General features: G+C 43.0%; 14 protein-coding genes. 10 read left to right on the top strand and 4 right to left on the bottom strand.

Annotation, left to right across the window (positions count from 1 at the left end; genetic code table 11):
• The first annotated feature begins 41 nt into the window (after positions 1-41).
• The 3 genes from GMA13_RS02675 (at position 42) to GMA13_RS02665 (ending at position 4,092) form a co-directional block, all read left to right on the top strand.
• On the top strand, positions 42-1,535 hold the full coding sequence (locus GMA13_RS02675; RefSeq protein ID WP_255884409.1) for a carbohydrate ABC transporter permease: 1,494 nt from the start codon (positions 42-44) through the stop codon (positions 1,533-1,535).
• A complete protein-coding gene (locus tag GMA13_RS02670; protein WP_255884407.1) occupies positions 1,532-2,392 on the top strand; it encodes a sugar ABC transporter permease in 861 nt (286 codons plus the stop codon). The genes GMA13_RS02675 and GMA13_RS02670 overlap by 4 nt, the downstream gene beginning before the upstream one ends.
• Before the next feature lie 83 nt (positions 2,393-2,475).
• Positions 2,476-4,092, top strand: coding sequence for an alpha-amylase family glycosyl hydrolase (locus GMA13_RS02665; protein ID WP_255884405.1), 1,617 nt, complete (start codon positions 2,476-2,478; stop codon positions 4,090-4,092).
• A gap of 121 nt (positions 4,093-4,213) precedes the next feature.
• Here the strand turns inward: GMA13_RS02665 and GMA13_RS02660 are convergent, their stop codons facing one another.
• Together GMA13_RS02660 and GMA13_RS02655 are read right to left on the bottom strand one after the other, a co-directional pair.
• Positions 4,214-4,477: a hypothetical protein gene (locus GMA13_RS02660; protein ID WP_255884403.1), complete on the bottom strand. Its 264-nt coding sequence runs from the start codon at positions 4,475-4,477 to the stop codon at positions 4,214-4,216.
• A gap of 5 nt (positions 4,478-4,482) precedes the next feature.
• Positions 4,483-4,785, bottom strand: a complete 303-nt coding sequence (locus tag GMA13_RS02655) for a hypothetical protein (RefSeq protein ID WP_255884401.1) — start codon at positions 4,783-4,785, stop codon at positions 4,483-4,485.
• A gap of 217 nt (positions 4,786-5,002) precedes the next feature.
• Here GMA13_RS02655 and hrcA point away from each other — a divergent pair, with 217 nt between their 5' ends.
• The 7 genes from hrcA (at position 5,003) to GMA13_RS02620 (ending at position 12,374) form a co-directional block, all read left to right on the top strand.
• Positions 5,003-6,031, top strand: coding sequence for a heat-inducible transcriptional repressor HrcA (gene hrcA, locus GMA13_RS02650; RefSeq protein WP_255884399.1), 1,029 nt, complete (start codon positions 5,003-5,005; stop codon positions 6,029-6,031).
• Positions 6,032-6,055: 24 nt separating this feature from the next.
• Positions 6,056-6,628, top strand: a complete 573-nt coding sequence (locus GMA13_RS02645; protein WP_255884397.1) for a nucleotide exchange factor GrpE — start codon at positions 6,056-6,058, stop codon at positions 6,626-6,628.
• 62 nt (positions 6,629-6,690) lie between these two features.
• Positions 6,691-8,529, top strand: a complete 1,839-nt coding sequence (dnaK, locus tag GMA13_RS02640) for a molecular chaperone DnaK (RefSeq protein ID WP_255884395.1) — start codon at positions 6,691-6,693, stop codon at positions 8,527-8,529.
• A 131-nt stretch (positions 8,530-8,660) separates the two neighbouring features.
• On the top strand, positions 8,661-9,797 hold the full coding sequence (gene dnaJ / locus GMA13_RS02635; RefSeq protein WP_255884393.1) for a molecular chaperone DnaJ: 1,137 nt from the start codon (positions 8,661-8,663) through the stop codon (positions 9,795-9,797).
• Positions 9,798-9,814: 17 nt separating this feature from the next.
• The gene (gene prmA / locus GMA13_RS02630; protein WP_255884391.1) at positions 9,815-10,732 is read left to right on the top strand and encodes a 50S ribosomal protein L11 methyltransferase; all 918 of its coding nucleotides are present in this window, start codon (positions 9,815-9,817) and stop codon (positions 10,730-10,732) included.
• 116 nt (positions 10,733-10,848) lie between these two features.
• Positions 10,849-11,517, top strand: coding sequence for a hypothetical protein (locus GMA13_RS02625; protein ID WP_255884389.1), 669 nt, complete (start codon positions 10,849-10,851; stop codon positions 11,515-11,517).
• 23 nt (positions 11,518-11,540) lie between these two features.
• The gene (locus GMA13_RS02620) at positions 11,541-12,374 is read left to right on the top strand and encodes an Mrp/NBP35 family ATP-binding protein (RefSeq protein ID WP_255884387.1); all 834 of its coding nucleotides are present in this window, start codon (positions 11,541-11,543) and stop codon (positions 12,372-12,374) included.
• Between the two features lie 81 nt (positions 12,375-12,455).
• On the opposite strand, the gene GMA13_RS02615 is transcribed toward GMA13_RS02620, so the two are convergent.
• Both GMA13_RS02615 and GMA13_RS02610 read right to left on the bottom strand, forming a co-directional pair.
• Positions 12,456-14,477, bottom strand: coding sequence for a DUF2079 domain-containing protein (locus GMA13_RS02615; RefSeq protein WP_255884385.1), 2,022 nt, complete (start codon positions 14,475-14,477; stop codon positions 12,456-12,458).
• 152 nt (positions 14,478-14,629) lie between these two features.
• The gene (locus GMA13_RS02610) at positions 14,630-14,779 is read right to left on the bottom strand and encodes a hypothetical protein (RefSeq protein ID WP_255884383.1); all 150 of its coding nucleotides are present in this window, start codon (positions 14,777-14,779) and stop codon (positions 14,630-14,632) included.
• Positions 14,780-15,070: the final 291 nt, after the last annotated feature.

Here is a 15,070-nt window from a genome sequence, read left to right as displayed (position 1 = left end):
TATCGCAGACTTTTACAATTCAGATGAAAAGGAGTGAAACCATGAATTTTATAGATTACGTCCAGCTTAATCCGTTTCAGAAATTCTTTTATAATCTTAAAGAATTTATCGTAAATTTGCCAAAAAATTTAGTTCGTTTTTTCAAGTTTATCGCATTGAAGATTGTTGCTTTTTTTATTGGTGTTGGCAAGGCGTTTAAATTTTATGGCGTCAGCTTCGTTAAAGGTGACTGGTCAACAAAGATTTCCTATCTTATCATGGGCTTCGGTATAATGGTAAAGGGGCAGATAGTCAAAGGCTTGGTTTTCCTCGCAGTTGAGGTTGCGTACTTTGCATATCTGTTTGGTTTTGCTTGGCAGTATATATCAAAGATAACATATCTTGGCGAAGTTGTTTCCCCGGCGTGGTATGACGACTGGGGTCAGAAGCACAACGCAGTTACAGACGATTCAATGCTCATTATGCTTTACAGCGTTATGGCGTTGTTTGTAACAGTACTTTTCCTGTTCCTGTATATTACTAATATTAAGGTTAACCGTGCACTTGAAGAGAGACGTGCAAACGGCGAGCACATCAACAGTATCAAAGAGGATATCTCTTCACTGCTTGACGGCCGTTACCACATTACACTTCTTTCTCTTCCTACAGTTCTTATCTGCACCTTCACGGTTATGCCGATGATCTTTATGATTCTGATTGCCTTCACAAACTTTGATACTCATCACCCGATGGGCGGTCTTTTTGATTGGGTAGGCTTCCAGAACTTTGCCGACGTTTTCTGGGATAACCCGAAAAAGGCATATACATTCCAGAACCTTGTCATCTGGACACTGTGCTGGGCAGTTATTGCCACAGTTTCCTGTTACATTGTCGGCGTTATTTTTGCTCTTATGATTAACAAAAAGGGCATCAAGGGCAGATCAATATTCAGAACAATGTTCGTTATGACGGTTGCCGTTCCTCAGTTCGTTACTCTTCTTCTTATGTCACAGATGCTCAGCGACGGCGGCGTAGTTAACGTAATTCTTCGTGAATTGGGATGGATTGCGCAGGATGCGCAGATAAAATTCCTTACGGATCCATGGCTGGCAAAGATAACGGTATTGGTTGTAAACCTGTGGATAGGTGTTCCGTTCACCATTCTTTCAGCCAGTGGTATTTTGATGAATATTCCGGAAGAGCTTTATGAAAGTGCCCGTATTGACGGCGCAGGCCCTGTTGTTACATTTGTAAAGATAACAATGCCATATATGCTCTTCGTTATGACACCGGCTCTTATCCAGCAGTTCATAGGTAACATTAACAACTTTAACGTTATCTACTTCTTAACTGCCGGCGGACCGGATAACCCGGAAATGTATAATGCCGGTGATACTGACTTGCTTGTTACATGGCTGTATAAGCTGACTGTTGATAAGGCTGACTATTCGCTTGCGGCTACAATTGGTATCTTGGTATTTATATTCTGCGCTACATTGTCACTTATTACATTTAATATGACAAAATCAGCTAAGAATGAGGAGGAATTCTCATGATAAAAAGCTATAAATTAAGAAGAACCCTCTCCAACACCTTTATTTACATTTTCCTTTCGGTTATGGCTATTATATGGGTGTTGCCTCTTGCTTGGTTGATTATGACCTCGTTCAGAGGAGAGCAGCAGGTTTATATTAACTATGTTTTTCCTAAGACATGGACTCTTGATAACTATATTAATCTGTTTACTCAGGCTGATCCGTCGGGTATCAACTTCCCACGTTGGTTCCTCAACACACTTATTGTTGCAATATTCTCATGCATAATCTCAACAGTTTCTGTTTTGATGGTCAGCTATACCTTCAGCCGTTTGCGTTTTAAATCACGTAAGAAGATAATTAACATAGCATTCATTCTTGGAATGTTCCCCGGCTTCCTTACAATGGTAGCTATCTATTATCTCCTCGATGTTATGGGTCTTACCCACAACATTGTCGGTCTTATTGTTGTATATTCCGCAGGTGCAGGTCTTGGTTTTGCAATTTCAAAGGGCTTCTTTGATACGGTTCCGAGAGCACTTGACGAGGCGGCAACAATTGACGGCGCAACAAGAAATCAGATTTTCTGGAAGATTATTCTTCCTATGTCCAAGCCAATTATCGTTTACACAGTACTTACATCATTCACAGGTCCGTGGGCAGACTTTATTTTCCCAAGACTTCTCCTCGGTGACTCTGTTGATCAGTATACTGTTGCGGTTGGTCTTTGGAAAATGCTTGACAGAAACAACCTCGAAACCTACTTCCTGCAGTTCTGCGCAGGTTCGGTTTTGGTTGCTGTACCTATCACCGCTCTCTTCCTCAAGATGCAGAAATACTATGTTGAGGGTGTTACAGGCGGCGCTGTTAAGGGTTAAAATTATTACAGTTATTATAACGGCGAAGCGGCAGGACTCCTGCCGCCTTTGCTGTTTGTGCAGACATTTTAAGGAGAATTTTTATGCTGAAAAAAATACTGTGCCTTGCACTATCTGTTTGTACTCTGTCCGTTGCCATGCTGTGTGGCTGTTCACAAGAGCAGGCTAAGCCTGTGGCGTCAACTGACAAGTACAGAAACTATTATGAAATTTTTGTTTATTCTTTTTATGACAGCAACGGCGACGGAATCGGCGACCTTAACGGCGTAATTGAAAAGCTTGATTATCTCAATGACGGCGACCCGACCGGCGGCGATGACTTAGGAATAGACGGAATTTGGCTTATGCCAATAATGCAGTCGGGTTCATATCATCACTATGATGTTGATGACTACAAAAAGGTCGACGATGACTACGGTACAAACGAGGACTTTAAGAAGCTTTGTGAAGAGTGCCATAAGAGGGGAATTAAGGTTATAATTGACCTTGTTCTCAATCACACCTCAACCGAAAATGAATGGTATAAACAGGCGGTTAAGGAGCTTGATGATGGCAATAAGGATGGCTATGTTAAGTATTATGATATAGCTACACCGGGTAATAAAACTGCTAATGCAGCTTATTCTCAGATGGGTAAAAACGGCGGCGTGCTTGTTGAGTCTAACTTTTCACCGGAGATGCCTGAGCTTAACCTCAGCAATGAGGATGTAAGAGCTGAAATTAAAGATATAATGAAATTCTGGTTTGATTTAGGCTGCGACGGCTTCAGGCTTGATGCTGTTAAATACTTCGACTCAGCTTCAACTGACGGAAATGAATTCCTTACATGGCTTTATAAAACCGGCAAAGAGCTTAAGGAAGATGTGTATATGGTGGGCGAGGAATGGAGCGGCACAAGCGATATTTCTGCTCGCTACAAAACAGGAATCGACAGTTTGTTTAACTTCCCGTTCTCAAACAAGGGCAGCGGTCAGGTTTTATCCGCCGTTAACGGCAAGGATGTAGCCGGTATGCTTAAGACAGTTAAGGGTTGGAACGGCGTTATTAAGAAAAACAACGAAAACGCCATTGACGCTGTGTTCCTTTCAAACCACGATATGCCGAGAAGTGCGTTAGCTTTTTCTGGTGATTTGCAGGCTGAGAAGGCCGGCGCAATGCTCTATTTGACTATGCCCGGAAACCCATTTATTTACTATGGCGAAGAGGTTGGAATCTTAGGCGGGTCGTCTAATGACGGAACCTACCGTTCAAGTATGCCTTGGAGCTATACCGATACAAAGGGTCGCTGCGAGGAAGCTCCCGGTGTTGCTGACAACAGCTTTGAGGAGTACAGCCCGAAGCAGAGCGTTGAGGAGCAGGTTAAGGACAAGAACTCGCTCTTTAACTTCTATAAGAAGATTATCGACATTAAGCTTACCTATCCTGCTATCGCAAGGGGAACTATGACGGAGCTTATTGATTTGGGAAAGGGCAGCATTTCCGGTTATATCACCGAGTATAACGGCGAAAAGCTTATGCTTGTATATTGCCTAAGCGACAAAGAAACAACCGTTGAAGTGCCTAAGGATAAGATGAATTATTCCTCAATAGCTGCACAGCTTTGCACTCAGGACTGTGACAGTGAGGGTAACGCACCGCAGGCGACTCTTAATGGTACAACACTGACTATGCCGTCGGGCAGCTTTGTGGTTTTGAAGTAAGCTAATATGCTCTGAATCTAAAATTGATTTAATAATAACTAAAAAATAAAGTGAACGAAATGCTTAATCGGCAGTTCGTTCACTTTTTTGTTGTGTGTTGGTTTTGATTATAACAATAAGCTTACTGATTTTTAGTAATGTTTCTGTGATGAATAAAATACAGAATAATAGCAAACACTGCTACCGCAGCAGTTACACATCGGAATACTATTCCATAAACACCGTCAAACAAATTAACATTCGGCGTAAGCTCATTTACCAGCCAATATATGCCCATTATAAGAAAATACACGCCAACAATGCAGAAAAGCTTGTTTTCCTTAACAGCAAAGTAAATTATGAAAATTCCGGCAAGAAACATTGCCGCAGCATAAACAAATCCCAATTAACTCACCTTTTTTTAGTTCTCGGTTTTTTTGCCTTTTTTTCCGTTTTTTGCTTTTTGGGGCGGCTGAAGAAAAGACATAAAAGAAGATAACCGCCGAAAACAATTATTCCAATGTAATGAATCCATTGCATAGTGCCGCTTCCCGGCCAAATTTGGATTACAATATAGTTAGCAAGTATCCAAAGACCCTCAAATATAAAGAACAGTGCTACCGGTCTGAATACAGCGACACTGTGAAACAGCGGAGTAAACAAAACAACCGCCACTGCAAAGCAAACAAAAGCCGATATAAATGCAATCCACATAATGTAATCACCTTCCTTAGTATAATAAGTATATTAAAATTACACGGCTTAGTCAAGAGAAACAGAACATAATAAATAAACCTGAGTAAAAACTGTGCTATTAATAATTAGTTTACAAAAAATACTCTTGACATTTTATTTATACGGTGGTAAATTATAACTAAAGTTAGCACTCGTCCATTAAGAGTGCTAATTCGTAAAACGGAGGTGAATAGGCTTGGACGCAGCATCAAGAAAAAGTAAAATACTTTGCTGTGTGGTTGAGCAGTATATTCACACCGCCGAGCCTATCGGCTCAAAGCAGCTCTTGGAGCGCACGGGTCTTAAGGTTTCTTCGGCAACTGTACGAAACGAAATGGCTTCTCTTGCGGAGGCAGGCTTTCTTCAGCAGCCGCACACGTCAGCCGGCAGGGTTCCCACACAGGAGGGCTACCGACACTACCTTGACGTTGCAGCACAACCGACAGAGCCGTCTTTAAAGGAAAAGGCGTTTGTGTTTAAGCAGATGTATGCACACGCCGATGACCCGGAGCATATTCTTGACAGTGCGGCTAAAGTGCTTTCACAGCTTACATCATTAGCCTGCGTTGCAACAACTCCGCCGCCGGAGGCGGTTAAAATTGCAAAGCTGAGATTGGTCCAAACAGGCAGGCAAACGGCTATGACGGTGCTTGTTACGTCAAGCGGAATGATAAAATACAGACTGTTCCGCTGTGATTATATGCTTACGCCTGAGCTTGTAAGGGTTTTTGAAAGACTGCTGAATGAAAAGCTTACGGGTCTTGCACCAGAGGAAATAACACCGGCGTTTGTTCAGAGTATGGCGGCAGGCTTTGGCGAGCTTGCAATGCTTATGCCAACCGTGTTGTCAAGCATAATGGAACAATGCAGCGAGATAAACTCAATGGATTTGAAAAGTCACGGCGAATCAAATTTATTGTTTTGCAACGATTTTCAGCTTGACGATTTAAGAGGAATAATAAAGCTGCTTTCAGCGCACGAAGCATTGGCTCATCTGCTTTTAAGAGCAGATTTGAACAACGGCGCTTTGCTTGGAACGGAAACAAAAATCCCTGAGCTATATAAATGTGCAGTGCTTGCAAACCGATATACGGTTGCCTCACAGCCGTCCGGCGTAATAGGAATTATTGCTCCGCTGCGAAACGATTACAGCAAAAACATTGGCAGACTGCAATATGTGTCGAGCATAGCGGGAACGCTGATAAACAGCTTACTTGAAGCATAATATAAAATCAAAGGTGTGATAAAAATGGCTGAGATTGAAAAGGAAGAAGCCACAACTGAGCAGGAAACTGCGCAGGAGGAAGCTAAGGAAGAAAAGAACGCTAAAAAAGAGAAAAAAGAAAAGAAGGATAAAAAGGCTGATAAGGCTGAAAAGGCTCTTGAGGAAGCAAAAAAGGAGCTTGAGGCACAGAAAAACAGTTACTTAAGGCTTGCCGCCGAATACGATAATTATCGTAAGAGAACAACAAACGAAAAGGCGGGCATCTATTCGGACGCAACAGCAAAAGCTGTGGCTGAAATTCTAACAGTTGCAGACAGCCTTGAAATGGCTGTAAAGGCTGTGGAAAATGCCCCCGAGGAGTTCAAAAAGGGAATTGAGCTTGTTGCGGCGCAGATGCAAAGCGCACTTGCAAAGCTTAATGTTGAAAAGTTCGCCGAGGTCGGCGAGCAGTTCAATCCGCAGCTTCACAACGCCGTTTCAAAGGTTGACGATGAAAGCCTTGGAGAAAACGTAATTGCTCAGGTTTTCCAAAGCGGCTATAAAACAGGCGATAAGATTATACGACATGCAATGGTGCAGGTTGCCAATTGTGACTGATAAGGTCATTTCACATATAAAAAACAACAAAAAAGAAATAACAATTTTGGGAGGAATTTATTATGGCAAAGACAATAGGTATAGACTTAGGTACAACAAACTCATGTGTAGCAGTAATTGAAGGCGGCGAGCCGGTTGTTATTGCAAACGCTGAAGGCGCAAGAACAACTCCGTCGGTAGTTGCATTCTCAAAAACAGGCGAAAGACTTGTAGGTCAGGTTGCTAAAAGACAGGCAATCACAAATCCGGACAGAACCGTTTCTTCAATCAAGAGAGAGATGGGTACTGCATATAAGGTAAATGTTGACAACAAAAGCTACACTCCGCAGGAAATCTCAGCTATGATTCTTCAGAAGCTCAAGGCTGACGCAGAGGCTTACCTTGGCGAAACAGTTACACAGGCTGTTATCACAGTTCCTGCTTACTTTACAGACGCACAGCGTCAGGCTACAAAGGACGCAGGCAAGATTGCAGGCCTTGATGTTAAGAGAATTATCAACGAGCCGACAGCTGCTGCTCTTTCATACGGAGTTGACAAGGAAAACGACCAGAAGGTTATGGTGTATGACCTTGGCGGCGGTACATTTGATGTATCTATTATCGAGATGGGCGACGGCGTGCAGGAGGTTCTTGCAACAGCAGGTAACAACCGTCTTGGCGGCGATGACTTTGACCAGAGAATTATTGACTGGATGGTTCAGAGCTTTAAGGCTGAAACAGGCGTTGACCTCACAAACGATAAGATGGCTATGCAAAGACTTAAGGAAGCGGCTGAAAAGGCTAAGATTGAGCTTTCAGGAGTAACACAGGCTGCTATCAACCTTCCGTTTATCACAGCTGACGCAACAGGTCCGAAACATCTTGACCTTACCCTTACAAGAGCTAAGTTTAACGAGCTTACAGCAGACCTCGTTCAGAAGACTATGACTCCTGTTAAGAATGCTTTGCAGGACAGCGGACTTTCAATAGGTCAGATTGACAAGGTTCTGATGGTTGGCGGTTCTTCAAGAATTCCGGCTGTTCAGGATGCTGTTAAGGGCTTTATCGGCAAGGAGCCGTTCAAGGGAATTAACCCGGATGAGTGCGTTGCTATCGGCGCAGCCATTCAGGCAGGCGTTCTCGGCGGTGAAGTTGACGGACTTCTTCTTCTTGATGTTACTCCGCTTTCACTTGGTGTTGAAACAATGGGCGGCGTAATGACAAAGATTATTGACAGAAACACAACTATCCCGACAAAGAAGAGTCAGATTTTCTCAACTGCTGCCGACAATCAGACACAGGTTGAAATCAATGTTCTTCAGGGTGAAAGAGAGTTTGCAAGGGATAACAAGCAGCTCGGTCTGTTTGCTCTTACAGGAATCGCTCCTGCTATGAGAGGCGTTCCGCAGATTGAGGTTACATTTGATATAGACGCTAACGGTATTGTTAACGTTTCTGCTAAGGATCTTGGCACAGGCGCAGAGCAGAAGATTACAATTTCTTCAAGCACAAATATGTCAAAGGACGATATCGACAAGGCAGTTAAAGAGGCAGAGCAGTTTGCCGCAGAGGATAAAAAGCGCCGTGAAGAGGTTGACGCTAAGAACGAGGCAGAAAACCTCTGCTATCAGGTTGATAAGCTTATCAACGAAAACGGCGACAAGATTAGCGAAGAGGACAAAACAAACCTCAACACAAAGTCAGCCGCAGTTAAAGAGGCTATCTCAAAGAACGATATGGATCTTGTAAAGACAGCTAAGGAGGCTCTTGAGAAGGAGCTTCAGGCAGTAGGCTCTAAGCTTTATCAGCAGGCTGCAGCACAGCAGCAGGCAGCTCAGCCGAACCCTAACCAGGGTGGAGATGTTCCTCCGACAGGCAATGACGGCAATGTTTATGACGCTGATTTTAAGGATGTTGACTGATAAATATTGACTTGCATATTGTTTGTTAATATATTAGAATAATGTCTGAACAAGAATGCACAGATGCTCCCGCAAACGGGGGCTTTTGTGCAGTTTAGAGAGATTAGTTTAATTAATCTGGAGGCGAGATTTTGGCTGATAAAAGAGATTATTACGAGGTTATGGGAGTACCAAAGGGTGCCTCCGAGGATGAAATAAAGAAGGCTTTCAGAAAGCTTGCAAAGCAGTATCACCCGGACCTTAACCCGGGCGATAAGGAAGCTGAGGCAAAGTTTAAGGAGGTCAACGAGGCTTACGAGGTTCTATCTGATAAAGAGAAAAGGGCAAGGTATGACCAGTTTGGTCACGCAGGAGTTGACCCGAGCTACGGCGCAGGAGCAGCAGGCGGAAGTCCGTTTGGACAGGATGTTGACTTCGGCGATATATTCAGCAGCTTCTTTGGCGGCTTTGGCGGCAGACGTCAGGCTAACCCGAACGCACCGCAGAGAGGTACAGATGTTGAGGCGACTGTTGCGGTCAGCTTTGAGGAGGCTGCAAAGGGTTGTCGCAAGACTGTAAGCTATTATAATGTAAGCACCTGTACCGAATGTAACGGTTCAGGCGCCGCAAAGGGAACAAGCCCAAAAACTTGCTCGGCTTGTCATGGAACAGGTCAGGTAACAATAAACCAGCGCACTCCGTTCGGCGTTATTCAAACATCAAGAGTGTGTGACGCCTGCCGAGGCAAGGGCAAGGTCATAGAGAAGAGATGCCCGAAATGTAACGGAACAGGCAGAGTAAGAACTAAGCGAAGCGTTGAAATTGATATTCCTGCCGGAATAGCAGACGGACAGGTGCTAAAGGTTGGCGGTCACGGCAATGCAGGCGTTAATAACGGTCCATACGGTGATTTGCACGTTTTTGTTAATGTACGACCGCACACAATCTTTGAACGCAGAGGCGACGATGTGTGGTGCGAAATTCCAATCACCTTCACTCAGGCAGCTCTCGGCGGCGAGGTAACTGTGCCTACCCTTGACGGCAAGGTAAGCTACAGCATACATGAGGGTACACAGCCAAATGATGTTTTCAAGCTTAAGGGCAAGGGCATACAGCGGCTCGGCGGTAAAACAAGAGGCGACCAGTACGTAAGGGTTGTTATAGAGGTGCCGAAGAATTTAAGCCAGAAGCAAAAGGATTTGTTAAAGCAGTTTGACGGCACAACAGGCGACAAGAACTATCAAAAGCGCAAGGGCTTTTTTGACAAGCTAAAGGGAATGTTTGAGTAAACCGAAAGGCGGAGCGTATGGACTGGACAGAAATTAAAATAGAGGTTAACCTTGCGGACAGCGAACAGGCGCAGGCTATTGCACATATGGCTGTACCGTATGGGATATATGTTGAGGATTACTCAAACCTTGAATCTGAGGTGCTTGAAATAGCTAATATCGACCTCATTGACGAGGAGCTTTTAAAAAAGAACAGGGATAAATCTATTATTCATATATATGTTTCTCCGGAGGATAACCCGACAGAGGCTATAATGTTTTTAAGCGAGCGCTACAACGCACAGGGTATAGAGCACAGTATAACAACCGTTTGCTGTAAGGAAGAGGACTGGCTGAACAATTGGAAACAGTATTTCCACCCGATTGAGGTCGGCGAGAAAATTCTTATCCGTCCTACCTGGCGTGATGACTACAACGCAAACGGCAGGGTTGTTTTAAACCTGGACCCGGGCATTGCGTTCGGAACAGGCACTCACGAAACAACAAGGCTCTGCCTTGAAGCTCTTGAAAAGTATATAACGCCAAACACCCGAATTCTTGACGTCGGCTGCGGCAGCGGAATTTTAGCGGTTGCGGCGTTACTGCTTGGAGCTAAGATGGCAGTTGGTGTTGATATTGATGAGATGGCTGTTAAAACCGCAAAGGAAAACGCTGCTCTCAACGGGGTAGAAGATAAAATAGAGGTTATTCACGGCAACCTTACAGACAAAGTGAGCGGCAAATATGATGTTGTTGCGGCGAACATTGTGGCTGATGCAATTATCCTGTTATCGGAGGATATAAAAAAATTTATGAGTGATGACGCCGTTTACATAATGAGCGGCATTATAGACAGCAGGGCAGACGATGTGAAAAAGGCTATAAGCGGTTCATTTGAGATAATCAATGAGTACAGCGAAAATGGCTGGTTCTGTTTTGTTGCAAAAGCGAAATAATCCGGTTTATTTTTCTGAATAGTAATAATTTTGACACATTTTACTGCTAAAATTGTTGTATTATAATCAGTCAGCCGATAAAAACATATCGGCTGGTTACAGGAGGATATTACATTATGAAAAAACCATCCAAAAGAGAGCTGTTTAATTTAATTTGCTCGGCGTTTCTCGTGTTAGGCTTCGGCGTATGCGCCTACTTCTTCTCGGTGTTTGCAGGAAGCTCACTTGCTGACAATGTTTTAGGCAAGGTAGTTTATTTGCTTATTTTTGTGCTGTTTGGACTTATTCTTTTCTATGCGACAAGAGTAGGCGACGGCAAGCAGATTAAAAGGCTTAACATTGCTTCACTCGTATTAATATGCCTTCCGGCTTTATATGTTCTTTTGGCTTACCTGCTTAGCTTTATGCCGCTTCATGAGCAACTCGGCGACAGCAATTCGGTTGCGGCTGTTTTGGCAGGCGTTGCATTCGGCTACGGTTTGCCGTACAGCTTCTTAAGCGGCTATGAAATTAATGATGAGGCTGAGGAGAAGGAAAAGGCTGAAGAAACAGAAAAAGCTGAAGAAGCTGAAGAAGATTCAGCCGAGTCTGACGAGGTTGACTATTCACATATTAAGACGCTTGACATTGAAGTTGAGGAAAGTGAGAATACAACTGCTGCGGCAGATAATAATATTGAGGAAGAGAAGGCTGCCTCGGATAATGCCGATGCTTCAGATGACGAGATTTCAGAGGATACCGCAAAGACAATTCAGAGTATTCTTGATGAAAAAACTGATAATTAAGCTTTCAGAAAGAGGAAATAAAAATGGGAGAATGTTCACATGACTGCAGCAGCTGCGGAGAAAACTGCTCTTCAAGAAAAGACCCGAATAGCTTTATTGAAAAGCTCAATGACCTTTCAAGCGTAAAAAAGGTTATCGGTGTTGTAAGCGGAAAGGGTGGAGTCGGCAAGTCGATGATAACGTCGGTTCTTGCTGTGCTGTTTAACCGCAGAGGATATAAGACGGCAGTTCTTGACGCTGATATTACGGGGCCGTCAATACCGAAGGCCTTTGGTATAAATAAGGAAAAAGCAAAGGGCAGCGACTTTGGTCTTTTGCCGGTGCAGACTAAAACAGGTATAGACGTTATGTCGGTAAATTTGCTTTTGCCGAATGAGTCCGACCCTGTTGTTTGGAGAGGACCTATTATAGGCGGAACGGTAAAGCAGTTCTGGACAGACACAATCTGGAAGGATATTGACTATATGTTTGTTGATATGCCTCCGGGAACAGGCGATGTACCGCTTACTGTGTTCCAATCAATACCGGTTGACGGCATTGTTGTTGTTACCTCACCGCAGGAGCTTGTTTCAATGATAGTTGGCAAGGCTGTGAAAATGGCAAAGATGATGAATATCCCTATTCTTGGCATAGTTGAGAATATGAGCTATTTTGAATGTCCCGACTGCGGCAAGCGCCACAGCATTTACGGCGAAAGCCATATAGAGAAGGTTGCAGAGGAGTTCGGTGTTGACGTTATCGCAAAGCTCCCGATTGACCCTCAGCTTGCAAAGTGCGCTGACACAGGAACAATAGAGCTTTTCAACCGTGACTTCCTTGACAGTGCGGCTGACGCTATTGAAAATAAAACAAAATAATATATTAAAACAAAAATAAAGGGCAGCAGTAAAGCTTAAATTTTTACTGCTGCCTTTTTGGCTGTATATTTATTTGTGCGGTTAATGTTTTTTCAGCCTGTAAAGCTGCATATCGCCTGCGTTTTTAACAAATTTATAATCATCATCCATAAAATCTGCAAGCTTGTTTGAATTCTTTTTAACCGCTACACGGTTTACAAGCAGATATTCTGTCTTTTTGCTTTCATCGTAATAATTCGGGTATTGATATAAGTTCTTGAATTGATACATATGTGGAATGTAATATCCGCCTGCGGTAACCTCGGCGTCCTTTGGAATTGTGTTTATAAGCGCAGTGTACTGCTCGTTCATATCGTGGTTGCTTATTGCAATATCAAGGTAAAACGAGGTTCTCGGAAAGATGAGAGAAAAGCTCATTACAATACTCATTGACAGGCTGAAGATTAGTATTTTGTTTTGTATGCTGCGCTTTGCGTTTGCGATAACTATAATCGTCATAAATATTATCAGAGCTGCCGCACCGTAGGTGTATTGGAAGCCAATGTCATACTGATACGGCCAGGATGGCATAAGGTCAACCACCAGCATTGGAATAAACAGCACAAGCATAGACTTCTTTTCACTCAAAAACGGGGCAAAGGCAACCGGCAGGAGCATCCATACCATAAAGATGATTTTTTCCTGAGTGAATACCTGCGAAAGGAAATAGCCAAAGTTTGAAAGGCAGGTTTTAACAACTGAGCCTAGCCCACTCTCGCCCTCAGCCATATAGTTTGCGAGTCTGTCATCCATTATTCCACTGCCGAGCGCCGCAACAATTGAGCTTGCAATCATAAAATAGATAATTGCGCCAACCAGCATACAAGCGCCGAATATGTACTTTTTGCGTGTTAATATAAGGAAAAGGGCAATCGCCATTATGTATATTGGCGCATCCTCCTTGACTGTTAAGGTAAGCAGACAGAAAACAGCAGAGCCGATAAGGTTTTCCTTTATTATAAAATACAGTGCCCAAAGAATAAGCACAGTGAGGAATTTGTTTTCGTGGAAATCGTAAAGACATCCGTTTGCAAGCGACGGGAAGAAGAAATACATCAGGCTTATCACAACGGTTATACTGCGTGAAAGCTTAAAGTGCTTGCAGATAAGAACAACGGGAATTACGCCTAAAGCCACAAATGCCGCTTGAATCACAAGAAGCGTTTCCGGCCTTGGGCAGAGCATATAAAACGGCAGGAGCAGATAGTAAAACGGGCTGAAATGCACACCAAAGTGCGACATAAGGACATTTCTCTCAACCGTAGTGTCGGCAAGTCCTGTGGTGCGCATATTTTCAAACATTTGCGCAAAGACGCCTAAATCAAAGTTGTGTGACATATATGCGCTGTATCTTGAGATACAAGCAGTGGATACAATTACGGTGAACACTGCAATTCCGACACCTGCCGTTGTCCAAACAGCAAATTTGGGCAGCCGTATGCTTGTGATATTAAGCTTGTCATCCTTGCAAAGCCATGCTGTTATGAAAAACATTACAAAGGCAACGGCTATGTTCATATAAATGTTAGCTTCATTTTCGCTCCCAATGCTACAACCCTTATAGGCAAGCGTACTGCCAAACAGCACTGCTGAACAAAGCAATACACACGGAATTACACGTTTGCTTTTTAAAATTGCGGACATTAAAACAAGCAGCACAAAAACCGTGACGGTTGCACCGAGCACAACGGAGAGATTTATACCTGATACAAATGAAAGCTCCTTGTAGTTGCCATCGGTTGTGATGAGCATCATAAAGCTGCCGATGCAGAAGCCTGCGCACAATGCTGCGAATATATAATCAATAGGAATTAAGCTGAAAAATTGTTTTGCCATTTCCGCAGCGGTGCTTAGTGTAAACTCGCTTTCGTCAGGCCCATCAGCGTAGGTAGGCTCTGTTTTGTAATCGGTTGCCTCAGTGGCGTCAAATTCGCTTTCGACCGACGTTTCACCGAATTCGACCTCTGACATATCGCTTTCTGCCGTAGAAATTTCATCGTCAGGCGGTGCTGTATTATCGCCTAATACGCTTGAAATAAGCTTTTCAATTTCGTTATTATCCAAATAATCACATCCTTAATAGTCTTACTAATTAATAGTACATTATCTTACAGATTATTTCAATATTTTGCTGTATTTATTCTAAAAAACAACCGCCCACACGCATAGCGTATGAACGGCATACATTGATAATTTACTGAAATAATACCGGCGGCTTACTGAATTGAGCCTTCAAGATATTTTTCAAGCTCCTCGTCGTCTCTCTTTTTCTTTTCTCTTATTACAAAGAAAGCGAAAGCAGCAGCGGCAATAGCCAAAATGGAGCTTGCAACTGCAATTAATGTTATAAGCTTGCTTTTTTTCATAACTTTTAACCTCCGTATCAGAGTTTTATTATGTATATATCATAACCAATATTTTGCCAAAAGTCAACTGTTTGATGGGGCAGGAATAAAATTAATCTTCTGTTAATATTTTGCGTAATGCGCCTTAAGAACGGCTATGCACAATTTATCTGTTAAATTGTCGAAATGTATGTGTTAAAATGATATGAACCAATAAAAAGAGAAGTAACTTCAAAATATGGTATAATGGATTAGCTACAAAACATTAACCAAGAAAGAAGTACTTCTCATGAATATATTAACACAAGAAGC

This window comes from Ruminococcus sp. zg-924 (assembly GCF_024433635.1).
Classification (GTDB): Bacteria; Bacillota; Clostridia; order Oscillospirales; family Acutalibacteraceae; genus UBA7067.
Note: the sequence above shows the minus strand (reverse complement) of the source record. Positions and strands in the feature narration are given on the sequence as shown.

Bases quoted from the DNA above. Each gene is read 5' to 3' on its own strand.
- GMA13_RS02675 (WP_255884409.1), top strand. From the start codon at position 42: ATGAATTTTATAGATTACGTCCAGCTTAATCCGTTTCAGAAATTCTTT.
- GMA13_RS02670 (WP_255884407.1), top strand. From the start codon at position 1,532: ATGATAAAAAGCTATAAATTAAGAAGAACCCTCTCCAACACCTTTATT.
- GMA13_RS02665 (WP_255884405.1), top strand. From the start codon at position 2,476: ATGCTGAAAAAAATACTGTGCCTTGCACTATCTGTTTGTACTCTGTCC.
- GMA13_RS02655 (WP_255884401.1), bottom strand. From the start codon at position 4,785: ATGTGGATTGCATTTATATCGGCTTTTGTTTGCTTTGCAGTGGCGGTT.
- GMA13_RS02645 (WP_255884397.1), top strand. From the start codon at position 6,056: ATGGCTGAGATTGAAAAGGAAGAAGCCACAACTGAGCAGGAAACTGCG.
- dnaK (WP_255884395.1), top strand. From the start codon at position 6,691: ATGGCAAAGACAATAGGTATAGACTTAGGTACAACAAACTCATGTGTA.
- prmA (WP_255884391.1), top strand. From the start codon at position 9,815: ATGGACTGGACAGAAATTAAAATAGAGGTTAACCTTGCGGACAGCGAA.
- GMA13_RS02625 (WP_255884389.1), top strand. From the start codon at position 10,849: ATGAAAAAACCATCCAAAAGAGAGCTGTTTAATTTAATTTGCTCGGCG.
- GMA13_RS02620 (WP_255884387.1), top strand. From the start codon at position 11,541: ATGGGAGAATGTTCACATGACTGCAGCAGCTGCGGAGAAAACTGCTCT.
- GMA13_RS02610 (WP_255884383.1), bottom strand. From the start codon at position 14,779: ATGAAAAAAAGCAAGCTTATAACATTAATTGCAGTTGCAAGCTCCATT.